The organism is Klebsiella terrigena (assembly GCF_006539725.1).
Classification (GTDB): domain Bacteria; phylum Pseudomonadota; class Gammaproteobacteria; order Enterobacterales; family Enterobacteriaceae; genus Klebsiella; species Klebsiella terrigena.
Window position 1 is genome coordinate 261,338 of the sequence record NZ_BJNO01000002.1, and the last position, 24,147, is coordinate 285,484.

Sequence of the window (24,147 nt, forward strand, 5' to 3'; positions counted from 1 at the left end):
GGCGCTTTTTTTTGCCCGAAAAGCGCGCCAACGCCGCGGAGAAGCTGCCATGCACCCATCGATGATGTATCAGGATTTAACCACCGGAACGTTAATCAATCACGCGGCGCGCTATCATGCCGATAGCGAAATCGTCTCCGTGTCCACGAGCGGGGAGAGGGAGTACAGCAGTTGGGGAGCGGTGGCGGATAACGCGCGCCGCCTGGCGTCTGCCGTCGATCGGCTGGGCATTCCCGCCGACGCCCGCTGTGCTACCCTGGCGTGGAATAATCGCCGCCATCTGGAGATCTATTTCGCCATCGGCTCGGGAGGGCGGGTTACCCATACCCTCAACCCGCGGCTGTCGATTGAGCACCTGACCTTTATCATCAACGACGCCGAGGATCAGGTGCTGTTTTTTGACGCCACCTTCCTGCCGCTGCTGCGCCAGCTGCGACCCCATCTGACCACCGTGCGCTACTTTGTGCTGATGGAAGCCCGCAGCGAAGAGGCGCTCAGCGAGCTCGATTCGCTGCTGTTTTACGATGAGCTGCTGGCCTCAGGGGATCCCGGCTACGACTGGCCGGCGCTGAGCGAAACCACCCCCGCATCGCTGTGCTACACCTCGGGCACAACGGGGAAACCCAAAGGGGTGCTCAATACCCATCGTTCGCTGGTGCTGCACGCGCTGAGCGGCAATCAGCCCGATGCCGCCGGGATCTCCGCCTGCGACTCCCTGCTGCCGGTGGTGCCGATGTTTCACGTCAACGCCTGGGGAACGCCGTTTATCGCCGCGATGGTCGGGGCGCGGCTGGTGCTGCCGGGGCCGCATCTCGACGGCGAGAGCCTGCTGCGGCTGCTGAGCGCCGAGCGGGTCAGCGTGGCCTTTGGCGTGCCGGTGATTTGGGCCGGACTGCTGGCGGCGCTGCGTAAATCGGATATCCGCCTGCCCTATTTTAAACGCTCGTTCGTCGGCGGTTCGGCGCTGCCTCCTTCGATGGCGGAGGCGTTTCGCCGCGACTACGGTATCGAGCTGATCCACGCCTGGGGGATGACCGAAACGTCGCCCATCGGCACCATCAATACGCCATTGGGTAAACATCAGGCGCTGACCGAGGCGCAGCGCCAGCGGGTGGCCGAGGGGCAGGGAAGGGCTATCTTTGGCATCGATCTGCGGGTGGTGGACGTCGACGGAGAGCCGCTGCCCGACGATGGCGAAAGCCGCGGGTATCTGCAGGTCCGCGGTCACTGGGTGGTGGCCAGCTACTTTGGTCGCAGCGAAACGGCGCTCACCGACGACGGCTGGTTTGATACCGGCGATATCGGCACCGTCGATGCGAACGGCTATCTGACGATTCAGGATCGGGCCAAAGACATTATCAAGTCCGGCGGGGAGTGGATCTCAACGGTGGAGCTGGAAAATATTGCCCTTGCCCACCCGGCCATTCGCAGCGCGGCGGCGATTGCCGCGCAGCATCCGCGCTGGGATGAGCGTCCGGTGCTGCTGTGCGTCAGGGCGGAAGGGGGAGAGGTCGAGGAGCAGGCGCTGCTGGCGTGGTACCAGCAGCGGGTGCCGAAATGGCAGGTACCGGACCGCATCGTTTTCATTGATGCCCTGCCTGTGAGCGCCACCGGCAAGGTCCTGAAGAATCAGCTGCGGGCCGAATTCGGCCAGATACTGATGCGCGAGCCGCGGGATTAACGACCGGCCTTAAGCTTTTGATAATACTCTTCGTACAGGGTGCTGGCGCTGCCGACGTCGTTCTGCCATTCGCCTTTCTGGATGGTTTCCGCATCCGGGTAGAGCGACTTATCGTTGGCAACGCTCGGGCTGAGCATCCGGCGCGCGGCGAGGTTCGGCGTCGGATAGCCGATGGTCTCGGCAACCTGTTTGGCGACGTCCGGGCGCAGCAGGAAGTTGATAAGCTTCAGCGCGCCGTCGACGTTTTTGGCATTGGCCGGAATCGACAGGCTATCCATCCAGAAGATGCCGCCTTCTTTCGGCCATACCACCTCCAGCGGCGTCCCGGCCTGGCGAGCGACGAACGCCGAGCCGTTCCATACCATGCCGAGATTCACTTCCCCTTCCATATACGGATTCGCCGGGTTATCGGAATTGAACGCCGCGACGTTTGGCATCAGCTTTTTCAGTTCGTTATACGCGGCGGCAATCTCTTTCGGATCGGTGGTGTTGCCGGAGTAGCCCAGCTTGCGCAGCGCAATCTGGAACACCTCCCGGGCATCGTCGGTCAGCAGCAGGCTGCTTTTGTACTCGGGCTTCCACAGGTCGGCCCAGCTGGTCACGGTTTTCGGGTCGATGGCGTCGCTGTTTACGCCGATCGCCGTTGCGCCCCAGATATAGGGAATAGAGTAGTCGTTATTCGGGTCGAACGGCTTATTCAGCATCTGCGGATCGAGGTTGCTGAAATTGCTCAGCTTGCTCTTATCGATCTTCTGCAGCATGCCCTCTTTGCGCATCTTATCGACGAAATAGGTCGACGGCACCACCAGGTCGTAGGCGCCGTCTTTATAGGTTTTGAGCTTGGCGTACATGGTTTCATTCGACTCGTAGGTCGAATAGATAACCTTGATCCCGGTCTCTTTGGTGAACTGTTCCAGCAGGCCTGGCGGCACGTATTCGGTCCAGTTATAGAAATAGAGCGTTTTGCTATCGTCCGCGTGCGCGGCGCTCATCCCGACTGCCAGAGCACCCGCCGCGAGCAGGTGGCGTGACCATTTTTTCATTTAACGTCCCCTGGTTTAAGCCTGTTCAGCAGGCTATGGTAGTTGCCGGTCCGGGACGAGGCCCGAACCGGCTGCAGTAATCAGGCCCGTTTGGGTGAGCCTTTGGTGCCGTCGCGGGCAATGAGCTGGCTGGCGACAACCATCACCAGCGACAGAATCAGCAGGATGGTTGCCAGCGCGTTCACCTCCGGCGACACGCCCACTTTGACCATCGAGTAGATCTTCAGCGGCAGTATTTCATAGCCCGGTCCGGTGACGAACGATGACACCACGACGTCATCCATCGATAGCGTAAAGCTCAGCAGCCATCCCGCCGCCACCGCCGGCAGCGCCAGCGGCAGGATTATCTTGCGCAAAATGGTTAACTCGCTGGCGCCGAGATCCTTCGCGGCTTCCAGCATCCGCACGTCGAACCCCTTGAGCCGCGAAAACACCGTCACCACCACGAAAGGCAGGCAGAAGGTGATATGCGAGAACAGCAGCGACCAGAAGCCCAGCTGAATGCCAATCAGCATAAACAGCACCAGCAGGGAGATCGCCATCACGATATCCGGCGACATCATCACCACAAACAGCATTCCGCTGACGAAGGGCTTACCGCGAAAGCGGTAGCGGTAGAGCGCAACGGCGGTCAGCGAACCGATCAGGGTGGCAAAGGTCGCCGACAGCACCGCCATGGTGAGCGAGTGCTGCGCGGCCTGCAGCAGGCTGTCGTTGTTCATCAGCAGGCTATACCAATGGGTGGTAAACCCCTGCCAGCTGATGCCGAAGCGCGAACTGTTAAACGAGTTAACGATCAGAATAATAATGGGAATGTAGAGATACGCGTAAATGGCGGTCATAAAACCGCCGCGCAGCAGTCGACCGATCATTCCAGCTCCACCTTGTTGTTAAGCAGCCTTGCCGCGCGCCAGTAAATCAGCAGCATCAGGCCCATCACGAGGGTTAACGTAATGCTGGTGGCCGCGCCAAACGGCCAGTCGCGAATATTGAGGAACTGGCTCTTAATGACGTTGCCGATCAGCAGGTTCTTCGCGCCGCCCATCAGGTCGGAGACGTAGAACAGCCCCATCGCCGGCAGCATCACCAGCAGGCAGCCGGCGATAATCCCCGGCATGGTCAGCGGGATGATAATGCGGATAAAGGTTTGCAGCCGGCTGGCGCCGAGGTCCTTCGCCGCTTCCAGCAGCGGGCGATCCAGCTTCTCAATGCTGGAGTAGAGCGGCATCACCATAAACGGCAGCAGAATGTAGACCAGGCCGATAATCACCGCCGACGGGGTGTACATGATGCGCAGAGGCGTCTCAATGACCCCCAGCCACAGCAGAAACTCGTTGAGGTAGCCCTTGGTGCTGAGAAAGATTTTCAGCCCATAGATGCGGATCAGCGAGTTGGTCCAGAACGGGACGATCAGCAGAAACAGCAGCAGCGGACGGACCTTTTCCGGCAGCCTGGCGAGAAACCAGGCAAAAGGGTAGCCGAGCAGCAGGCAGGCGAGCGTCGCCATCAGCGCCATATTCAGCGAGTGCAGCAGCACGGCGTAATAGAGCGGATCCAGCAGGCGCGCATAGTTATCCAGCGTAAAGACCAATTTGACGAAGTTAGCGTCGTCGCGGGTCAAAAAGCTGGTGCCGATAATCATCAGGTTGGGCAGGAAAACAAACAGCACCAGCCAGCCGACGATGGTGGCAATCACCACATTTTGGAATTTACTGGTGTTCTTCATTAGCCAGTACAACCTCCCAGCTCTCGACCCAGTTAATGGACATTTTCTGGTCAAGCGGGTGGTCAAAGTCGGGATCGTCCTCGTTAAAGAATTCGCTGACCAGCACCATTTTGCCGTTTTCCAGTTCGACCACCGATTCGAGGGTCATGCCTTTGTAATTGCGCTCGCGGATATAGCCTATCAGGCCATCGGCTTCGCTGGCGTCGTGAACCTCATCGACGCGCAGATCCTCAGGACGCAGCATGACGTTCAGCGACTGCCCCTGCTCAACGGCAAAGTTAACGTAGATATTGCATTCGCGGCCTTCAACGCAGGCGCGAACGCGCTGCTCGTCGAGGCGCTCAATCACCGTCGCGCTAAAGATATTGATCTCGCCGATAAAGCTGGCAACAAACAGGTTCTTCGGCTCTTCGTAAATTTCGCGCGGGGTGCCGTCCTGCTCAATTTTGCCATCGCGCATCACCACGATGCGGTCGGACATCGTCAGCGCCTCTTCCTGATCGTGGGTGACGAAGACGAAGGTGATGCCGAGCTTGCGCTGGAGCGCTTTGAGCTCGTTTTGCATCTGCTTGCGCAGCTTGTAGTCCAGCGCCGAGAGGGATTCATCGAGCAGCAGCAGGCGCGGCTTGTTGACCACCGCTCTGGCAATGGCTACGCGCTGCTGCTGGCCGCCGGAGAGCTGGTGCGGCTTGCGCTGGGCAAACTCCTCCAGCTGCACCATGCGCAGGGCGTCGACGACGCGGGGCGCTATCTGCGCCGCCGGCGTTTTTTGCATCCGCAGGCCGAAGGCGACGTTTTCGAATACCGTCATATGCGGGAACAGGGCGTAGCTTTGAAAGACGGTATTGACGTGACGGTTTTCCGCCGGAACGTGGGTGATATCGTGCTCTTCGAGATGAATGTGTCCGCAATCGACATTTTCCAGCCCGGCAATAAGGCGGAGAACGGTTGTTTTACCGCAGCCAGAAGGGCCAAGCAGAGTGAGAAACTCACCGTTATTGATGGTCAGATTCAGATCGGCGATAACCGTTTTGCCATCAAAGCTTTTACCAATTCCCGCCAGCTGAACCAGCGGAGAACGTGAACGCGGTTGTATATTCAATTTTTGACTCTGTCCCGTGTAGACGCAGCGGAAGGCTTACCGATGCGGGGTTTGTGGTTAACCACCTTTGGGGCTGCACATAATTAATAAGGGCAAGCATTCTACGGCAAAGGTTACCGATCGCCAATCCTTGTAGCCTGCAGATAGCTTACCTTTACAACATTACGTGAGTTAATGTATTAAATTCCTGTTTGCCGGGTTAAAAATGACCTGACGCAATATTTGTCTTTTCGGGCTTATCAATAATGTTGTCACAAAAGATGAGGGTGGCCACATGGATAAATTGCTTGAGCGTTTTTTACAGTACGTTTCTTTAGACACGCAGTCGAAGGCCGGCGTGCGTCAGGTTCCGAGCACGGAAGGGCAGTGGAAGTTGTTGCGCCTGCTGCAGGCGCAGCTGGAAGAAATGGGGCTGGTTAACGTGACGCTAAGCGAGAAAGGGACGGTGATGGGAACCCTGGCCGCGAACGTGGCGGGGGATATTCCGCCCATTGGCTTTATCTCCCACGTCGATACCGCGCCTGACTTCAGCGGCAAGCACGTCAGCCCGCAAATTGTCGAAAACTACCGCGGCGGCGATATCGCCCTCGGCATCGGCGACGAGGTGCTCTCGCCGGTGATGTTCCCGGTGCTGCATCAGCTGCTGGGGCAAACGCTGATCACCACCGATGGCAAAACGCTGCTCGGCGCGGACGATAAGGCCGGCATTGCCGAAATTATGACCGCGCTGGCGACGCTGCAGGCGAAAAATATTCCCCACGGCGATATCCGCGTGGCGTTTACCCCCGACGAAGAGGTGGGGAAAGGGGCGAAGCACTTTGACGTTGCCGCCTTCGACGCGCGCTGGGCCTACACCGTTGACGGCGGCGGCGTCGGCGAGCTGGAGTTTGAGAACTTCAATGCCGCCTCGGTGACCATTAAAATCGTTGGCAATAACGTTCACCCCGGCACCGCCAAAGGGGTGATGGTTAACGCCCTGTCGCTGGCGGCAAGAATTCATGCCGAAGTCCCGGCCGATGAGGCGCCGGAAACCACCGAAGGCTATGAAGGCTTTTACCATCTGTCGACTATCAAGGGCAGCGTTGACCGCGCCGAGATGCACTACATTATCCGCGATTTTGACCGCAAGCAGTTTGAAGCCCGCAAGCGCAGGATGATGGAGATCGCCAAAAAGGTCGGCAAAGGGCTGCATCCGGACTGCTATATCGAGCTGGTAATTGAAGACAGCTACTACAACATGCATGAAAAAGTGATCGCCCATCCGCACGTCGTGGAGATTGCCCGCCAGGCGATGGTCGATTGCCATATCGAACCGGAAATGAAGCCCATTCGCGGCGGCACCGACGGGGCGCAGCTCTCTTTTATGGGCTTGCCCTGCCCGAACCTGTTTACCGGCGGCTATAACTACCACGGCAAGCATGAGTTCGTGACGCTGGAAGGGATGGAGAAGGCGGTACAGGTTATCGTGCGGATAGCCGAACTGACGGCAAAGCGGGGCGCGCAGTAGCGCCCGGCTGAACCGGGCTGCCGGCATCGCGACCACTTAGCAGGCATTAACCGGATGTATGAGTGCGTTTGTACGTTACCCGAGTGGACGTACAAACTGCGAAAATTCTATCCGTTATTTCCCCAAAAGGCGGTGAAGGCAAGTCGACTTTCGCTGCCTACCTCGCTCGTGGCAAGTTCAAAGCGATAGAATCAATTATCACCACTGCTACCGTGAGGGGCAAGAAGATTAACTGGAGGCTTTGGGCCTGACTCCTCTCTCCAAATAAACGACTCACGTCACAACATCTGTTCACCTTTATGACCCTATTCTGTTCATCCTTTGGTATTTTAGTTTCTTCCCTGCATTGCTATAACTAACATTAAAGAAGCCCCATATCTCCACCAGGATGTTGATAATGAGCGTGCTGAATCAAAGACAAATTAACCTGATTAACTTGTTGGCTAACGAAAATGAATGGTTGGCAACGAATCACGCGGCTGAAATTTTAAATGTTTCGGTCAGCACGTTGCGTAGAGATATCGACACTGTCAATGCTTTCTATCGTTATAAAGGGAACCGCATTGACAGCAAACCTGGGTTAGGCCTCAAACTTGTCGGTACTAAAGTACTCACTCGGCCGCACAACTCCGGTGATAGTTCTATTAAGGAAATATTAAAAAGCAAGCGGCTTATCGGAATTGCCACCGATTTATTAACTCATTCTCCGGCTCCTCTCTCCATCAATGCGCTTGCAGAAAAATATTTCATTAGTCGTTCATCTATTGTTGTTGACTTAAAGAAGGTGGAGGCATGGGTAGCGTCTTTTAATCTAACGATGATAAGAAATCATACCGGAACCTATATTGGAGGTAATGATTTTAATATTCGCATAGCCTTAAAAGATATTATTACTTATAGCGTACTCAATAATTACCAGATGACCGATAGCCGTATCGACCGCTTTTCACGCATACAGCTCATCAAGGAATTTGGCAAGAAAAATGTCGCTAATTGCATGACGCTGATTTCACTCATCGAAGAGGACCTGCAATCCTCAATTAGTGAGCCGTATTATACCAATTTATTCTCACATCTTTTAGTCACCATTCGACGGGCTAAAAATCATTTTCGCGATCATTGCGATGATGATTACGTACGCGCCGAGAATAAAGAGTGGCATATTGCGGAGAAGGCCATCCAGTGGCTGGAAACAGAATACAGCACCTCACTGCCGACAATCGAAGTGAGCTATATCTATCAGTATATTGTCTCTTCAGGAATTCACTCCACTCTCGCTCCGCCGGATGAAAACCTGCATAGCAACCACGAGGCGACTCATTACGTGGAACAGCTTATACAAGAGATTTCGGCGTCGCTGGCTATCGATCTGTCGTACGACCCCACTCTCAAAAGTGCCCTGATATCACATATCAAACCGATGCTTAACCGGCTAGCCTATGGCATTACCATCCATAACCCATTACTGGAAGAGATTAAACAGGAGCTGACTTCCGTCTTCACATCGGTCAAGGCAACGGTCGAAAAAATCAATACACAGCAGGCGCTTCTCTCTGCCTCAGACGACGAAGTCGCATACCTGACCGTTTATATTCAGGCCGCCATTGAGAAAATAAAAATTAGCAAGAAAATTATTCTTGTCTGTTCCAGCGGCATTGGTACCTCACAACTATTGTATAGCCGAATTAAACGGGCATTTCCGGAGTGGGACATCGTAGATATTGTACCAGGTGCCCGTCTGAAAGAAACGCTGGAGCAGAAAGCTTGCGACCTTATCATTTCCACCATTCGTCTCGACGATATTAATCTGCCAATCGCTTATGTTTCGGCCCTGTTCTCAACCAAAGATATTATCCGCGTGACTGAGTGTCTTGGGTCAGACCTGAATATAAATATTAAGGAGAATTATGATGTTAGATAAGATTGTCATCTCTGATCTACTTAGTAAAGAGTGCGTGCTGACTGACCTGGTCGCCAATACCAAACTTGATGTTATTGAAAAAATGACCGATCGACTGTGCTCAGCAGGAGCGATAAGTGATAAAAAAGGGTTTATTCAGGATGTTCTGGCCCGTGAGGAATTAGGCTCTACCGGTTTCGAAAATCAAATTGCGATTCCTCATGGAAAATCACCGTGGGTCAGAGAGACACGTATCGCCGTGGCGAAATTAAAACATACCGTTGATTGGGAAACGATGGACAGCACGGATGTCAAACTCGTCATTCTTTTTGCCGTAAAAGATGCTGATAGCGGTGCCGGACATATTCGTGTCCTCGCCAAAATTTCTATTGCTCTTGGTGATGATGACACTGTCGAAAAATTACTTAATGCTAATTCACAAGAGGAACTATACGGTTTGATTGTTAACAATACTGAAGAATAATAACTTTCCCAGGAGAGATATCTTGAACATTATAGCCATAACGGCCTGTCCAACAGGCGTTGCTCACACGTACCTTGCAGAAGCTAATTTAAAAAAACATGCAAAAAAGATGGGCCTCAATCTACTGGTTGAAACGCAGGGCGCAGTAGAAAGTGAATATATATTTACTGTCGATGATATTAAATTAGCGGATATTGTTCTGATTGCCGCAGATAAAGTTATCGACATGTCCCGCTTCGCAGGTAAAAAAATCATTCGGGTTTCAGTCACCCGTGCAGCTAAAGATGCATCAGGATTATTACAAGATATTGTCTCAGGTAATTTAGCGCCTGAGTTGATGGAAAGCCGCGATGCGAAATCTGCCAATGAACCCACTACAGCGGGAGATAAATCAACATTACTATCGCAAATTTACGTCCATTTGATCACTGGCGTTAATTTGATGATCCCCTTCGTCGTTGCGGGAGGGATATTGATTGCCTTGAGCTTTTCGTTCGGTATTACAGCCGCCACTCCGGGAGATCCGCATTTCAGCCCCCTCGCTAAAATGCTTTCCGATATTGGTGGGGGAGCAGCATTTGCACTGATGTTGCCGATCCTATCATTGGGGATCAGTAAATCAATTAGCGGCAACGCCGGAATTGTCTCCGGCGCGGTAGGAGGGATGCTGGCCATTCATACCGGTTCAGGCTTCCTGGGGGCGCTACTTGCCGGATTTATGGCCGGATACGTCACCTTTGCTATCGTGAAGTATATCAACCTGCCTAAAGCTATCGCAGGCCTGAAGCCTATTCTGATAGTCCCTCTGCTAAGCGTTTTTATCACCGGCGCATTGATGATTCTGGTGATTGGCGAACCGATCAAACTGCTTCTCGAAGCCCTGACGGCTTTCCTCGCCAATATGGGGAATACCAATGCGGCAATTATGGGTTTGATGATGGGCATGATGGTTGCCTTTGATATGGGCGGGCCGTTAAACAAAACGGTATGTATGTTCGCCATTGGCTTAATGTCCACCGGTATCTATGAGCCCATTGCCGCATGTATGGCGGCGGGCATGGTGCCACCGCTGGGCATCGCCCTGGCAACCACCTTATTTAAAAGCAAATTCACTGAACAGGAGAGAGAAACGGGCAAAGTCACTTATGTGCTGGGTCTTTCATTCATTACTGAAGGTGCAATCCCTTACGCCGTTGCCGATCCCCTGAGAGTGATCCCCGCAATCGTCGCGGGTTCTGGTCTGGCGGGGGCGCTTTCAATGGCGCTGGGCTGCGCCTCTCGAGCACCGCACGGTGGTGTGTTCGTGATGTTTATTCCCAATGTTATTACCAATGTACTGGGCTATCTCTTTGCCATTCTTGCAGGTGCAATTTTGACCGCCCTCATTCTGCGCTTTATTAAAAAAGACGCTCCACAAACTGTTCTGGAGAATTAAACCATGTTGATAAATATGAAAGATCTGCTGCGCGTTGCACAGGAAAACCAATTTGGGGTAGGCGCATTTAATATCGCCTCGGCGGAATTTGCCCGGTTGGTTATTGAGGTTGCCGAAGCGCAGCGCTCACCGGTTATTCTGGAAATCCACCCGGATGAACATGAGTTTGTGGGGGATGCATTCATCGGTTATTTGCGGGAACTGGCGATAACCGCCACGGTGCCGGTCGTTATTCATCAGGATCACGGGCAGACGTTTGAACATATTATGCGGGCGATCCGCACTGGCTATACCTCAGTGATGATCGATGCCTCCGCAGTACCGCTAGAAGATAATATTGAAATTACCCGACGCGTCGTCGAAGTCGCTCATACGGTGAACGTTTCCGTTGAAGCAGAATTGGGTACCATCGGTGTCGCCCTGGGTAGTGCAGAAGGCGGACACAGCGAGATCCTCTATACCGATCCCGCGCAGGCAGAACGTTTTGTTGCTGAAACTGGAGTCGACACGCTTGCGGTGGCGATTGGTACCTCTCACGGACTTTATCCTGTGGGGATGCAACCTAAGCTCGATATTGAACGTTTGCAGGAAATCCGTCAGCGTCTGAATATCCCACTAGTGTTGCACGGCGGTTCCGGCAATAAGGACAGCGAAGTCGCCGAATCTATTCAATTTGGCGTGGGTAAAATCAATATTTCCAGCGATATGAAAAAGGCATTCTTTGTGGCGCTGGAAGAGGAGCTCAAAGGTAACAGCCATGAGCCAAATGCGCTGTTTCTCAAGCCGATGGCTGCGGCTCGAGAAGTCGTCGCACACAAAATGCGTCTGTTTTCGTCTGTAGGCAAAGCATCACTTTACGCTTAACGACCAGAACGGGGATGAGGGCGGCATCGCTCTCATTCTCCCTGGCTCAGACTGGCTCAGGTAAAACAGGTTAAGCGGGAAAGCGAAGGCAAACGGAAACTTTGGTTGGCTGTTCTGAAGGCCTGGCGTTTTTTACTGCAATATCAGTTAAGCGCATGGCGGGCCTCCGGTAAGGTAGATGTCGGTAAAAAACTCACCGAACTGAGTTTACCAACTTTTTACCAACAAAAAGCGGTGGCTGCCAGTGTATGTCAAGGAACAGTAGTGAACATGAAGAACGGGATAACATGTTGACTTCATAAAGCAAAACGGACGCCAAAGAGCGTCCGTTTCTGAATGTCTGGTGCCCCGAGCTCGGAATCGAACCAAGGACGCAGGGAGCTCATTATTCCGGCCCGCAGGCCGGGAAAGCTAGCTTAGTCTTCGAAGAACCAGTAGCCGCTGTTGACCAGCGCCGCCAGCATCGCGAGGAACGACGGATCTTCCAGCGCATCGCCGAAGTGCTCCGCGTTGAGCGCCAGGTGCATGGCCAGCGCGTCCAGCGCCGGACGATGCGGGGAGTTAATCCTCTCGCCGTTGACGAACACTTCGCCGTCAATGCGCACCACGCGCAGCCCGCCGAGCCTCACCAGCTTGTCGCCCTGCTGCAGCGCGTCGTAAATTTCATCCGGCTGATACGGCGGCTCCGCAGGGGCCACGTCCAGCTCGTGACGGGACTGGGTAATAAACTCGCCATACCACTGTTTGAAATGCTCAGGCTGGTTAATCAGCTCCAGCATCATCTCGCGCAGGCGATCCAGCTCGACGGGTAAAATATCCGCCGGATGCTCGCGCGACGGTACGTCAGGATCGGCGTAGCGCTGGCTGCCGAGCTCGCGCTGCAGGATATAGTCGGCAAAGCCGCTGAACAGCTCGCGGGCGTTCGGCGCGCGGTAGCCCACGGAATAGTTCAGCGAGTTTTCCAGCGAATAGCCTTCGTGCGGGAATCCCGGCGGAATATAAAGGATATCGCCCGGCTCCATCTCTTCATCGATGATCGCCTCGAACGGGTCAACCTGCAGCAGATCCGGATGCGGGCAGTGCTGCTTCATCGGTACCTTGTCGCCCACGCGCCAGCGGCGGCGTCCGGTTCCCTGAATAATAAACACGTCGTACTGATCGAGATGCGGGCCTACGCCGCCGCCGGGAACCGAGAAGGAGATCATCAGATCGTCGATGCGCCAGTCCGGCAGGGCGCGGAACGGGTGCATCAGCGCCGCCGTCGGCTCGTGCCAGTTGTTGACCGCCTGCACCAGCAGCGACCAGTTGTTCTCGCTCAGGTGATCGTAGCTTTCAAACGGGCCGTGGCTGACCTGCCATTTTCCGTCCTGATGGCTGACCAGGCGGCTATCGACTTCGTTTTCCATCGCCAGTCCGGCCAGCTCATCCGGGCTAATGGGATCGACGAAATTGGCAAAGCCCCGCTTTAATACCACCGGGCGTTTTTGCCAGTAGCGTTCGATAAAGTCAGGCCAGTTAAGCGTTAATTGATAATCCATTTTTATATTCCACAGCAGGTGTCTGTTTGGGATTATACACGCCATCCCTCAAACTGCCTCTTTGTTGGCAGCGTTTGTTCGTCTGGTCACAGAGATCCGCGACGCCCGCAGGACGCAGGCGTCATTGGGGGAGAAGGGCGGTTAGCCTTCGCTCTCGTCGGGCAGCTGGCGGCCGAAAATCACCTCCATACAGGCGCCGCCGAGCAGGCTGTCGCCGGTAAGAATATCGCCATCGTACTGCTCAACGATATCGCGGGCGACGGCGAGGCCTACGCCCTGGCCTGGACGCAGCGTATCGGCGCGCTGTCCGCGATCGAACACTACGCTCCGCTGGCCGTGCGGGATCCCCGGGCCGTCGTCTTCGACCAGAATATGCAGGTAGTTATCGTTCGCCTGGCGGACGGAGACTTCAACAAACTCCAGGCAGTATTTACAGGCGTTATCCAGCACGTTGCCCATCACCTCCATAAAGTCGTTCTGTTCGCCGACGAAGCTAATTTCGGGCGAGATATCGAGGGTGATGTTGACCCCTTTGCGCTGATAAACCTTATTCAGCGCCGAGGTGAGGCTGTCGAGCAGCGGGGCAATAGGATGCAGCTCGCGGCTGAGCAGGGTTCCGCCGCTGCGCATGCTGGCGCGGTGCAGGTAGTAGCCAATCTGCTGCGAGATGCGGCTGATCTGCTCGAGCATTACCGGCTCCGCGGCGTTGACGTCAATCTTTTCGCTGCGCAGCGAGCGCAGGGTGCTCTGCATCACCGCCAGCGGCGTTTTCAGGCTGTGGGTGAGATCGGTCAGCGTCGTGCGGTACTTATCGTAGCGCTCGCGCTCGCTTTTCAGCAGACGGTTCAGGTTGCTGACCAGCCGCGTCAGCTCCCGGGTGGTATTCGGGTTGAGCATTTCGCGGTGGTGCTCTTCCAGCTCGCGGACCTCTTTAGCCAGCGATTCGATGGGCCGCAGGCTCCACCACGCGGCGACCCACAGCAGCGGAATCACCAGCAGCAGGTTGGCGACCAGGACGTAGATAAACCAGCTCCACACCATATAGGAGCGTTTGAGCTCCACCGGGATGGTGTCGACCACCACGATGCTCAGCTGCGGCATCTTGTCGGTTGCCGGATAGATATTGATAGCCACCGAGTGGGTCATCTCAGAACCATCGTCCTGCTGGCGCAGCGCGTCCAGCTCCTCCTGCACCTCATGGTTATTGCGCAGCAGCATGCTGGTGCTGTCGACGTCGGATTCAATTTCGTGGAAGCCGTTGCTCTTCAGCCACTCCGGCTGAATACGTTTGGTCAGCCACGGGACGTCGTGCTGAGTCCACAGCAGCTTGCCGTTAGCGTCGTAGATAAGGGTGACCGTCGGGCTCTGCATATTGAGATTTTCGGGGATATCAACGTCGATGCGGTTGTTTTCCCACTTCGCCAGCATATAGAACAAATTGCTTTCGCCGCGCAGCAGGCGGAAGGTGGTTTTATCGAAGCTGACGCTATAGCCGACCAGCGCGACCATGCCGTAGGCCAGCGAGAGCACCAGCACCACGGCCGCCGTCGCCAGCAGAAAGCGGACGCGCAGGGAAAGCGGCAAAATATGCCGTAGCGGACCCTTCATCCGCGCAGTTCGAACAGATAGCCCTGGCCGCGCACCGTGGTAATCACGTCGTGCGGATGCTGAGCCTGGATTTTTTTGCGCAGACGCCCCATCAGCACGTCGATAGTGTGGCTTTCGCGCAGCTCGGCGTCAGGATAGAGCTGCAGCATCAGCGAATCTTTGCTGACCACTTTGCCGCGGTTGCGGATCAGCGTTTCCATAATGGTGTACTCAAACGCCGTCAGCTTAATCGGCTGCTCGTTGACCGACAGCTCGCGCCGCGACAGGTCGACCTGGAAAGGCGGCAGGGAGATAACCTGCGACGCCAGGCCGCTGTTGCGGCGCAGCAGGGCCTGCATGCGGGCGGCGACCTCTTCGATATGGAAGGGTTTGGTGACGTAGTCGTCCGCGCCGGCGCTCAGCACCTCGACCTTATCCTGCCAGCCTTCGCGGGCGGTGAGCACCAGTACCGGCACCGACACCTCGTGGCTGCGCCAGCGGCGGATCAGCGACAGGCCGTCTTCATCCGGCAGGCCGAGGTCGACAATGGCGATATCCGGCACGTGTTCGCCGAGATAGTAGTCGGCCTCTTTTGCATCTTCCGCCGCATCGACCTGGTGGCCTAACTCCTGAAGCTGAACTTTCAGGTGATGGCGCAGTAAAGCGTTATCTTCAACCACGAGTACGCGCATGCCGGTTCTCCATATTCATTATTTGATTTGAATAGTTTAGCGCTAATTATACACGTTGAATATAAACGGCTGTTAAATAACGAATTTCAATTATTTTTCCCCGCGCTTTCTCGCTGGGCCGCTATTTTCGCAGCAGGTCATTGATAAGCGGGCGGAATATTTAAACGCGCGGCGCCGGCCGCTATCCGTCCGCCTGCACCTTGCGGACCTCGGTCGCCGAAGGCAACAGCGGGGCGCCGTCTTCGGCCGTCGGCGCCATGGGCGGAACCGCCTGCAGCGTGCGTTTATCGATCAGGACGGAATGTGGCTCGCCGCTGGCGAAAAGATAGCGCTCCCCCCACTGACGCAGCGCGACCACGAGGGGAAACAGGCGCTCTCCCTTTTCCGTCAGGACATACTCCTGATACGCGGTGCCGTCCGAGGCGGCCTGGGTTCTGAGGATGCCGGCAGCAACCAGCTTTTGCAGGCGATCGGAGAGAATATTGCGCGCCATTCCCAGGCTGCGCTGAAAGTCGCTAAACCGGCTCATGCCATCAAAAGCGTCGCGCACGATCAGCAGCGACCAGCGGTCGCCGATAATATCCACGCTGCGGGCGACGGGACAGGTTTCGTTTTTCATCATGTTGTGCCGCGCGATGCGCGCTCCTCGGCGTGATGTAATGTAGTTGCATTTTAAAACTACATGCTCTAGCCTTCAAGTGGTTTTATTTTGAAACCAGATTAGTGAGGCAGAGAATCATGAAGGCATCCATTGCATCCCTGGCACCCGCTGACCCGGCCGTGGCTATGCCCGCAGGCCTGGTCTGGCTGTTCGCTATCGCCAGCGGCCTGAGCGTCGCAAACGTCTATTACGCCCAGCCGCTGCTCGATGCCCTGGGACGGGAGTTTGCTATCAGCGACGCCTCCGTCGGCGGCGTGGTAACGGCGACCCAGATTGGCTGCGCGCTGGCGCTATTGCTGCTGGTGCCGCTTGGCGATCGGCTAAATCGCCGTCGGCTGATGGGCGCGCAGCTGATCCTGCTGATCGCCGCGCTGGTGGCGGTCAGCGCCGCAACGTCGGCGCTTATGCTGCTGGTCAGCATGCTGGCGGTGGGCCTGCTGGGCACCGCGATGACCCAGGGGCTGATTGCCTATGCCGCCAGCGCCGCCGGGACGCACGAGCAGGGGCGGGTGGTCGGCGCCGCCCAGAGCGGGGTGTTTATCGGCCTGCTGCTGGCGCGGGTATTCTCCGGCGGCATCAGCGACCTCGTCGGCTGGCGCGGGGTTTATCTCTTTGCCGCGCTGCTGATGCTGGGTATTGCCCTGCCGCTCTGGCGACGGCTGCCGGCGCTGGCGGCGGCAAGGAGTCCGCTGAGCTATCCCCAGCTGCTGGCATCGATGCTGACGCTGCTGCGCCAGGAGAAAATACTCCAGGTTCGCGGCGTGCTGGCGCTGCTGATGTTTGCCGCCTTCAATATCTTCTGGTGCGCGCTGGTGCTGCCGCTGAGCGCGCCGCCCTATAGCTACTCCCATACCGCTATCGGCGCCCTGGGGCTGGTGGGGGTTATCGGGGCGCTGGCCGCCGGACGTGCCGGGAAGTGGGCCGACAGGGGCTACGGGCAGCGTACCAGCGCCGCGGCGCTGGTGATCCTGCTGCTCGCCTGGTGGCCACTCGCGCTGATGGCGTGGTCGCCGGTGGCGCTGCTTATTGGCATCGTGCTGCTGGATCTGGGCGGCCAGGCGCTACACGTGACCAATCAGAGTATGATTTTTCGCACCCGGCCGGAAGCCCACGGCCGGCTGGTGGGCCTCTATATGCTGTTTTATGCCGCCGGCAGCGGCCTGGGCGCCGCCGCTACGACGGCGGTATACGCCGCCGCCGGATGGCAGGGGGTGTGCCTGCTGGGGTCTGCCGTCAGCCTGCTGGCGCTCATATTCTGGTTTGCGACCCGGCGCGTGGCCTCCGGCAAATAGGCCGCCAGGCACGCTGACTTAGACGGTTGGGATGGTGCCGCCGTCAATAACGTACTCGGCGCCGGTGATGGCGCTGGCGCGCTCGGAGGCCAGGAAGGCGATCAGATTGGCTATCTCATCTGGCCGGCAGGGGCGGCCGAGCGGAATGCCGCCGAGGGCGTCCATAATGATCTTTTGTCCGCCAGCGTAGTCAGTACCCGCCTGCGCCGCCAGCCGGTTGGCTAAGCCGACGGCGGCTTCGGTTTCAATCCAGCCGGGGGATACGCTAAGCACGCGCACGCCTGCCGGCGAAACCTCTTTGGACAGGCTTTTGCTGTACACCGAGAGCGCGGCCTTGGCGGCGGCGTAGGCGGTGGTCGCTTCCGGCAGCGGCAGGGTCCGCTGGATGGAGGAGACGTGAATAATCACCCCGGACCGCCTTTCGAGCATCTCAGGCAGCAGGAGCCGATCGAGGCGCACCGCCGGAAACAGATTAAGCGCCAGCTCCCGCTGCCACTGCGCGTCATCGAGTGCGGCAAACCCGCCCGCCGGCGCGGAAGAGCCTCCCAGCATATGCACGATAATATCGACGCCACCCAGCTGCTCCTGTACGCGCTTTGCCAGCAGGGCGCAGCCCGCCTCGTCGCTCAGATCGGCTTTGACAAAGAGCGCCTCTGAGGGGACGGCGGGCGAATGGCGGGCGCAGGTGAGCACCCGCGCGCCGAGCTGGCTGAACAGCGCGACGGTGGCGGCGCCGGCGCCTTTGGTTCCGGAGGTGATGAGAACGCGTTTGCCGCTGAAGGTCAGAAAGTCAGCCATTATTTAATCTCCAGGCGGGCGATGCGCGCATCCGCCAGCTGAAAGCGGTAGTCGAGCACCACCGGGCTGCCGGGGAAATTACCGCTCACCCTGGCGCGTACCGTCACGATATCGTCCTGGCTCAGCGCTTCGAAGGGCTCGGCAACGAACTGATACTGCGCTCTTGCTGCGATCCGCCATGCCCGAATGGCCTGACGCCCGCGGTAGGTATGACCCTCATCGCGGACCACGGCGTCGGCGGTGAACGCTTCGGCAATCGAATCTTCATCGTGGGCGGTAAAAAAAAGCTGGACGGCTGCGGGTATATTCATCGGTAAACTCCGGTAATTAAATGACCTGCTTACTGTAAGAACTCTTTATAATTTAAACAATTGGGTCCAACCGGGATGCCACAATGAAGGAATCGGGATAATGTCGCGTATTGCGCTCACTGATTTAGATGCTGTGATGGCGATTGCTCGCCGGGGAACGTTTCGGGCGGCGGCCATTGAACTTGGGGTGTCCACCACCGCGCTGAGCCATGCCGTTGCCAAATTTGAGGCCAGCCTTGGCGTGCGGCTATTTAATCGCACCTCGCGCAGCGTGGCGTTAACCGATGCCGGGCAGCTGTTCATCGCGCGCATGGGCCCCTCGCTGCAGGGCGTTCACGACGCGCTGACGGAGGTGCGTTCGCGGCGGGAGACCCCGTCGGGCGTGCTGCGGATTAACGCGCCGCCGTTTGCCGGGCGCGCGATTCTGACGCCGCTGGTGCTGGAGTTCCTGCGGCGCTATCCGGAGATGCACGTCGATCTGGTGACGGAGGGGCGGCTGATAGATATCGTCGCCGAGGGTTTTGATATCGGAGTCCGCGTCGCCCATTTGATACCCAATGACATGATCGCCCTCTCCCTCGGGCAGCCGCAGCGCTATGCGGTGGTCGCCTCCCCGGGCTATCTGGCCAACCGCGAGGCGCCGCGCGAGCCGGCAGATCTGCACAATCATCCGTGCATTCGCGTGCGGCTGCCGGACGGCTCTCTCTATCGCTGGCATCTGGAAAAGCAGGGGGAGGTAGTCCATCCGCAGATCGATGGCCCGCTGACGCTGGACGAGGCCTCGCTGGTCCGCGCTGCGGTGCTTGAAAACGTCGGGATCGGTTTTTTTCTGGAGCAAAACGTGATGGATGACATTGCCGCCGGGCGACTGGTTCGGCTGCTGTCGGACTGGACGCCGCCGTTTCCGGGGCTGTGTCTTTACTATCCCGGTCGGCGCAATCCGTCTGCCGGACTGACCGCTTTTTTGGCGCTGGCACGCGAGGTGGCAAAACCCTCTTCCCCTGCGGGAAGAGGGTAGCGGGGCTTACTTCAGCTCGTCAACCATGGTGGTCGCGCGGCCGATGTAGTTGGCCGGCGTCATGGCCTTGAGGCGCACTTTTTCGTCTTCCGGCAGCGGCAGGCTGTCGATGAACTGCTGCATGCCTTCGGCGTCGACGCGCTTGCCGCGGGTCAGCTCTTTCAGCTTTTCGTACGGCTTCTCGATCCCGTAGCGGCGCATCACGGTCTGAATCGGCTCGGCCAGCACTTCCCAGTTGTGATCCAGCTCGTCGAGCAGGCGATCGCCGTTCAGCTCCAGCTTGCTGATGCCTTTCAGGGTGGACTGATAGGCGATCAGGGAGTAGCCGATACCGACGCCGAGGTTGCGCAGGACGGTGGAGTCGGTCAGGTCGCGCTGCCAGCGGGAGACCGGCAGCTTGCTTGCCAGGTGCTGCATCATGGCGTTAGCCAGGCCCAGGTTGCCTTCGGAGTTTTCGAAGTCGATAGGGTTGACCTTGTGCGGCATGGTGGAAGAGCCGATTTCACCGGCGATGGTCTTCTGCTTGAAGTGGTTGAGCGCGATGTAGCCCCACACGTCGCGATCGAAATCGATCAGGATGGTGTTGAAGCGCGCCATGCAGTCGAATAGCTCGGCGATATAGTCGTGCGGCTCGATCTGCGTGGTGTAAGGGTTCCACTGAATACCCAGGGAGGTGACAAACTCTTCGCTGAACTGGTGCCAGTCCACTTCCGGATAGGCGACGATGTGGGCGTTATAGTTGCCGACCGCGCCGTTAATTTTGCCGAGGATCTCGACCTGGTTCAACTGACGGTACTGACGCTCCATGCGGTAAGCGACGTTAGCCATCTCTTTACCCATGGTGGACGGCGTCGCCGGCTGGCCGTGAGTACGGGAGAGCAGCGGCACGTCGCGGTACTGCGTGGCGAGATTTTTTACCGCGTCAATCATCTGGCGCCAGTAGGGCAGGATCACTTCGTCGCGGGCGGTTTTCAGCATCAGCGCGTGGGACAGGTTGTTGATGTCCTCGGAGGTGCAGGCGAAGTGAATAAATTCGGAAACCGCGTGCAGCTCGGCAACGTCGGCCACTTTTTCCTTGAGGAAATACTCCACCGCTTTCACGTCGTGGTTAGTGGTGCGCTCGATGGTTTTGATACGCTGCGCATCTTCTACGCTGAAATCAGCAACGATTTTATCAAGGAAACCGATTGCGTCAGCAGCAAAAGCAGGAACTTCCTTGATCGCTGCGTGCGCGGCTAGTTTTTGCAGCCAGCGTACTTCTACCTGAACACGGAACTTCAGCAAACCGAATTCGCTGAAGATACCGCGCAGCGCGCTGACTTTATCGCCGTAGCGTCCATCGACAGGGGAAACGGCGGTCAGTGAGGATAATTCCATAGATCATAACTCCGGGGTTAAATGAGCAAGAATTTGTTTTGCCTGGTTAACCAGACGATTACGAGAAAACATGAGCTGCAGACGTCCGCCGCCAACCTGGTTCCACAGCACCGCCGCGCGGATGCCGGCCAGCAGCGAGGCGCGAACCTTCGCCTGCACCTGCGGGCTTTGCAGCACGGCAGGAGAACCGGTGACCTGGATGCGCGGTCCCAGCGGGCTGATAACGTCTACGTAGATGCCCGCCATGGCGCTGAGCAGGGTTTCAGACTGCAGATCGAAATGTTCCAGCTGGCGGTGCAGGCCGGCGATGCGGTTGCCAAGGGTATCCATGGCGCCTTTGCCTGCCGCAAGCTTACGTTCGAGCACCATCATGCTTAAGGTGTAGCGGGTCAGTTCAGCGTTCAGCCCCTGACGGCTGCCGGTGTTGAGGACGCCGAGCAGGGTTTCAAGCCCGAGGCGAAGATTGGCTTCACTGCCACCGAACACCGCCAGCGTTGAATCCGGGTTGAGGTCGATGATGCTGTTCAGCGAGACGTGCAGGGCGTCGCTATCGCAATGCCCCTGGTGCGCCAGCTGCTGAACCAGACGGGCTGCCTGGCAAACGCCAGCCAGCGCCAGCGTGATGTCATAGTAATTCTTCGCCACAGGTGCTCCTTGTAAGCCGCCGGTAGCGGATTCAGCTATCGGCGGTAAAAACTGTCTGTCAGGCCTGCAGCGGCAGGCGCTGTTCGATAACGCCGCCGCCGAGGCACACTTCACCGCTGTAGAAGACCGCCGACTGGCCCGGCGTCACCGCCGCAACCGGCTCATCAAAGATGACTTCGATGCGCTCGTCGTCCAGCGCCTTCACGGTGCAGGGGATATCGGTCTGGCGGTAGCGGGTTTTCACCGTACAGCGCAGGGTGCCTTGTACCGGCTCGCGATCGACCCAGTGCAGCTGCTGGGCAATCAGCCCCACCGACATCAGGCGCGGGTGATCGTGACCCTGAGCGACCACCAGAATATTATTCTCGACGTCTTTATCGACGACGTACCACGGATCTTCGCTGCCCTCTTTGGTGCCGCCGATGCCGAGGCCCTTACGCTGACCGAGGGTATGGTACATCAGCCCCTGATGCTCGCCGATCTCCTCGCCGTCCACGGTGAGGATTTTACCCGGCTGGGCGGGCAGGTAGCGGCCAAGGAATTCGCGGAACTTGCGTTCGCCGATAAAGCAGATGCCGGTAGAGTCTTTTTTCTTCGCGGTGATGAGGTCCAGCTCTTCGGCGATTTTACGTACCTGCGGCTTTTCCAGCTCGCCGACCGGGAACAGGCTCTGGGCGATCTGTTCGTGGCCGAGGGTGTAGAGGAAGTAGCTCTGGTCTTTGTTACCGTCGAGCCCGCGCAGCAGCTGGCTTTTGCCGTTAACGTCGGCGCGGCGCACGTAGTGGCCGGTGGCGATATAGTCGGCGCCAAGATCTTCTGCCGCGAACTCGAGGAAGGCTTTAAATTTGATCTCTTTGTTGCACAGAATATCCGGGTTCGGCGTGCGTCCGGCTTTATATTCAGCCAGGAACAGTTCGAACACGTTGTCCCAGTATTCGGCGGCAAAGTTGACGGTGTGAAGCTCAATGCCGAGCTTATCGCAGACGGCCTGAGCGTCAGCGAGATCGGCGGCGGCTGTGCAGTATTCCTCACCATCGTCTTCTTCCCAGTTCTTCATGAACAGGCCTTCGACCTTGTAGCCTTGCTGGATCAGCAGCCAGGCGGAAACCGAGGAGTCGACGCCGCCGGACATGCCGACGATCACTTTTTTTGGATTTTCTGACATTGGAATACTCACCACATTGAACTTCAAGGCGGCATATTCTAGCACGCAGTCGCGGCTCAGGCACCCCCTCAAGGGGGCATACTTTGCGTGCCGCTGCGCTGACCGGCCTTATCTCCGCGGGGATAGCGCGCGAGCGCGCCAAAAGTGCCGCCGCGTCCCGCCAGCGCTGGCTCCGGTTTTACGTGTTAAAACGGCCAGTTAAAGGCGCCGATCAGCGACAGCGGGTGGCGCGGATCGCCCTGATAGCTGCGGATACTTTCTGCCACCAGCTGAGAGCGCAGGTTGGGCGCGTGGAGTATCTCCTCGGCGCTTAGCCACAGGCAGCGGTCGATATCGCTGTCGTGCGGTTCGGTAGCGCAGGGTTCGTCAAGCTCGATGGCGAACAGAAAGCGCAGAAACGGCGTGCGGTCCGGCGCGATCCACTGATGCATGCGGATAAAGTGCTGGGGAGTGGCGCGGATCCCGGTCTCTTCCCACAGCTCGCGTTCGGCCGCCTGCACCAGGGTTTCATCCGCCTCGAGATGACCGGCCGGCTGGTTCCACAGCGCTTTGCCGTTGATGGTCTCTTCTACCACTAAAAATTTATCTTTAGCGTGTACGATGCAGGCTACGGTGACGTGCGGTTTAAACATATTCCACTCCTGGGATGATTATTCGACCTGACGCCACTGGCCGTTGTCCAGACCGTCGAGAGTATAGCCGCCCATCGCGTAGCGAATCAGGCGCAGCGTGGGGTAGCCCACGTGCGCGGTCATGCGGCGTACCTGACGGTTGCGGCCTTCATAGAGGGTGATTTGCAGCCAGCTGGTGGGGATCGCCTTGCGTTCACGGATGGGGGGATTGCGCGGCCACAGCCATTCGGGCTGCGCGACGCGCTCAATTTCGGCGGGCAGGGTGGGGCCGTCGTTGAGCGTAATGCCGTTGCGCAGCGCCTCCAGCGCTTCTGGCGTCGGTTCGCCTTCCACCTGGACGTAGTAAATTTTACCGGTGCGCTTGCCCGGCTGGGTGAGCCGCGCCTGGAGCGCGCCGTCGTTGGTTAACACCAGCAGCCCTTCGCTATCGCGGTCAAGACGGCCCGCCGCGTAGACGCCGGCGTGCGGAATAAAATCTTTTAGCGTGCTGCGTCCGGCTTCGTCGGTAAACTGCGGCAACACATCATAGGGTTTATTGAACAAGATCACGCTGGTTGGTTGGCGTTCTTTACGTTGTCTGGTGACTTGTTGTGAGCTGAATCGCTCAACGCGATGTTTTCTAAATGAAGTTTTCTGCATGGTATTTTCAGGCCCCGTCAATTGCCGCATTATAGCCTAATTACGAATGC

Annotated in this window: 23 protein-coding genes; 8 read left to right on the forward strand and 15 right to left on the reverse strand. The window is 57.3% G+C overall.

Features of this window, described 5'->3' with window-relative positions; all coding sequences use genetic code 11:
* The first annotated feature begins 49 nt into the window (after positions 1–49).
* Positions 50–1,681 (forward strand): long-chain fatty acid--CoA ligase, encoded by a 1,632-nt coding sequence (locus RTE01_RS04040; RefSeq protein ID WP_134525567.1) that lies wholly within the window; start codon positions 50–52, stop codon positions 1,679–1,681.
* Here RTE01_RS04040 and potD read toward each other — a convergent pair.
* The 4 genes from potD to potA all read right to left on the reverse strand — a co-directional run bounded on the left by potD (position 1,678) and on the right by potA (position 5,552).
* Positions 1,678–2,724, reverse strand: a complete 1,047-nt coding sequence (gene potD / locus RTE01_RS04045) for a spermidine/putrescine ABC transporter substrate-binding protein PotD (protein ID WP_041144995.1) — start codon at positions 2,722–2,724, stop codon at positions 1,678–1,680. The two genes, RTE01_RS04040 and potD, sit on opposite strands and share 4 nt — an antisense overlap.
* A gap of 80 nt (positions 2,725–2,804) precedes the next feature.
* A complete protein-coding gene (gene potC, locus RTE01_RS04050; protein ID WP_041144996.1) occupies positions 2,805–3,596 on the reverse strand; it encodes a spermidine/putrescine ABC transporter permease PotC in 792 nt (263 codons plus the stop codon).
* A complete protein-coding gene (gene potB, locus RTE01_RS04055; protein ID WP_123551227.1) occupies positions 3,593–4,450 on the reverse strand; it encodes a spermidine/putrescine ABC transporter permease PotB in 858 nt (285 codons plus the stop codon). The genes potC and potB overlap by 4 nt, the downstream gene beginning before the upstream one ends.
* Positions 4,434–5,552, reverse strand: a complete 1,119-nt coding sequence (gene potA, locus RTE01_RS04060) for a spermidine/putrescine ABC transporter ATP-binding protein PotA (protein ID WP_134525569.1) — start codon at positions 5,550–5,552, stop codon at positions 4,434–4,436. Before potA ends, potB begins: the two co-directional genes overlap by 17 nt.
* Before the next feature lie 274 nt (positions 5,553–5,826).
* Here potA and pepT point away from each other — a divergent pair, with 274 nt between their 5' ends.
* The 5 genes from pepT (at position 5,827) to RTE01_RS04090 (ending at position 11,742) form a co-directional block, all read left to right on the forward strand.
* Positions 5,827–7,059 carry a peptidase T gene (gene pepT / locus RTE01_RS04065; RefSeq protein WP_041144999.1) on the forward strand — a complete coding sequence of 411 codons (1,233 nt, stop codon included), beginning with the start codon at positions 5,827–5,829 and terminating at the stop codon, positions 7,057–7,059.
* A gap of 397 nt (positions 7,060–7,456) precedes the next feature.
* Positions 7,457–8,980 (forward strand): BglG family transcription antiterminator, encoded by a 1,524-nt coding sequence (locus RTE01_RS04075; RefSeq protein WP_134525573.1) that lies wholly within the window; start codon positions 7,457–7,459, stop codon positions 8,978–8,980.
* On the forward strand, positions 8,970–9,443 hold the full coding sequence (locus tag RTE01_RS04080) for a PTS sugar transporter subunit IIA (protein WP_041145001.1): 474 nt from the start codon (positions 8,970–8,972) through the stop codon (positions 9,441–9,443). The genes RTE01_RS04075 and RTE01_RS04080 overlap by 11 nt, the downstream gene beginning before the upstream one ends.
* Positions 9,444–9,465: 22 nt before the next feature.
* Positions 9,466–10,878 (forward strand): PTS fructose transporter subunit IIC, encoded by a 1,413-nt coding sequence (locus RTE01_RS04085; RefSeq protein ID WP_134525575.1) that lies wholly within the window; start codon positions 9,466–9,468, stop codon positions 10,876–10,878.
* Positions 10,879–10,881: 3 nt separating this feature from the next.
* Entirely contained in the window at positions 10,882–11,742 is an 861-nt protein-coding gene (locus RTE01_RS04090) for a ketose-bisphosphate aldolase (protein WP_123551230.1), read from the forward strand.
* Positions 11,743–12,158: 416 nt separating this feature from the next.
* Here RTE01_RS04090 and RTE01_RS04095 read toward each other — a convergent pair whose 3' ends face one another.
* The 4 genes from RTE01_RS04095 to RTE01_RS04110 all read right to left on the reverse strand — a co-directional run bounded on the left by RTE01_RS04095 (position 12,159) and on the right by RTE01_RS04110 (position 16,181).
* The gene (locus RTE01_RS04095; RefSeq protein ID WP_041145004.1) at positions 12,159–13,280 is read right to left on the reverse strand and encodes a ribosomal protein uL16 3-hydroxylase; all 1,122 of its coding nucleotides are present in this window, start codon (positions 13,278–13,280) and stop codon (positions 12,159–12,161) included.
* Between the two features lie 141 nt (positions 13,281–13,421).
* Entirely contained in the window at positions 13,422–14,888 is a 1,467-nt protein-coding gene (phoQ, locus tag RTE01_RS04100) for a two-component system sensor histidine kinase PhoQ (protein ID WP_041145005.1), read from the reverse strand.
* On the reverse strand, positions 14,885–15,559 hold the full coding sequence (gene phoP, locus RTE01_RS04105; protein WP_041145006.1) for a two-component system response regulator PhoP: 675 nt from the start codon (positions 15,557–15,559) through the stop codon (positions 14,885–14,887). Before phoP ends, phoQ begins: the two co-directional genes overlap by 4 nt.
* A gap of 181 nt (positions 15,560–15,740) precedes the next feature.
* Entirely contained in the window at positions 15,741–16,181 is a 441-nt protein-coding gene (locus RTE01_RS04110; RefSeq protein WP_076945230.1) for a winged helix-turn-helix transcriptional regulator, read from the reverse strand.
* A gap of 116 nt (positions 16,182–16,297) precedes the next feature.
* On the opposite strand from RTE01_RS04110, the gene RTE01_RS04115 reads away from it, so the two are divergent.
* Entirely contained in the window at positions 16,298–17,512 is a 1,215-nt protein-coding gene (locus RTE01_RS04115; RefSeq protein ID WP_134525579.1) for an MFS transporter, read from the forward strand.
* Between the two features lie 18 nt (positions 17,513–17,530).
* Here RTE01_RS04115 and RTE01_RS04120 read toward each other — a convergent pair whose 3' ends face one another.
* Together RTE01_RS04120 and RTE01_RS04125 are read right to left on the reverse strand one after the other, a co-directional pair.
* On the reverse strand, positions 17,531–18,310 hold the full coding sequence (locus RTE01_RS04120; RefSeq protein WP_132510949.1) for an SDR family oxidoreductase: 780 nt from the start codon (positions 18,308–18,310) through the stop codon (positions 17,531–17,533).
* Complete coding sequence (locus tag RTE01_RS04125; protein ID WP_076945233.1) at positions 18,310–18,621, reverse strand: nuclear transport factor 2 family protein; 312 nt, start codon at positions 18,619–18,621, stop codon at positions 18,310–18,312. Before RTE01_RS04125 ends, RTE01_RS04120 begins: the two co-directional genes overlap by 1 nt.
* Positions 18,622–18,721: 100 nt before the next feature.
* On the opposite strand from RTE01_RS04125, the gene RTE01_RS04130 reads away from it, so the two are divergent.
* Positions 18,722–19,639, forward strand: coding sequence for a LysR family transcriptional regulator (locus tag RTE01_RS04130; protein WP_041145011.1), 918 nt, complete (start codon positions 18,722–18,724; stop codon positions 19,637–19,639).
* A 6-nt stretch (positions 19,640–19,645) separates the two neighbouring features.
* On the opposite strand, the gene purB is transcribed toward RTE01_RS04130, so the two are convergent.
* The 5 genes from purB to rluE all read right to left on the reverse strand — a co-directional run bounded on the left by purB (position 19,646) and on the right by rluE (position 24,127).
* Positions 19,646–21,016, reverse strand: coding sequence for an adenylosuccinate lyase (gene purB, locus RTE01_RS04135; protein ID WP_041145012.1), 1,371 nt, complete (start codon positions 21,014–21,016; stop codon positions 19,646–19,648).
* 3 nt (positions 21,017–21,019) lie between these two features.
* Positions 21,020–21,661, reverse strand: coding sequence for a high frequency lysogenization protein HflD (hflD, locus tag RTE01_RS04140; RefSeq protein WP_041145013.1), 642 nt, complete (start codon positions 21,659–21,661; stop codon positions 21,020–21,022).
* A 58-nt stretch (positions 21,662–21,719) separates the two neighbouring features.
* Entirely contained in the window at positions 21,720–22,826 is a 1,107-nt protein-coding gene (mnmA, locus tag RTE01_RS04145; RefSeq protein WP_141334716.1) for a tRNA 2-thiouridine(34) synthase MnmA, read from the reverse strand.
* Positions 22,827–23,011: 185 nt separating this feature from the next.
* Positions 23,012–23,458 carry an NUDIX hydrolase gene (locus tag RTE01_RS04150; protein WP_134525581.1) on the reverse strand — a complete coding sequence of 149 codons (447 nt, stop codon included), beginning with the start codon at positions 23,456–23,458 and terminating at the stop codon, positions 23,012–23,014.
* 18 nt (positions 23,459–23,476) lie between these two features.
* Entirely contained in the window at positions 23,477–24,127 is a 651-nt protein-coding gene (rluE, locus tag RTE01_RS04155) for a 23S rRNA pseudouridine(2457) synthase RluE (protein ID WP_041145016.1), read from the reverse strand.
* Between the last annotated feature and the right edge of the window lie 20 nt (positions 24,128–24,147).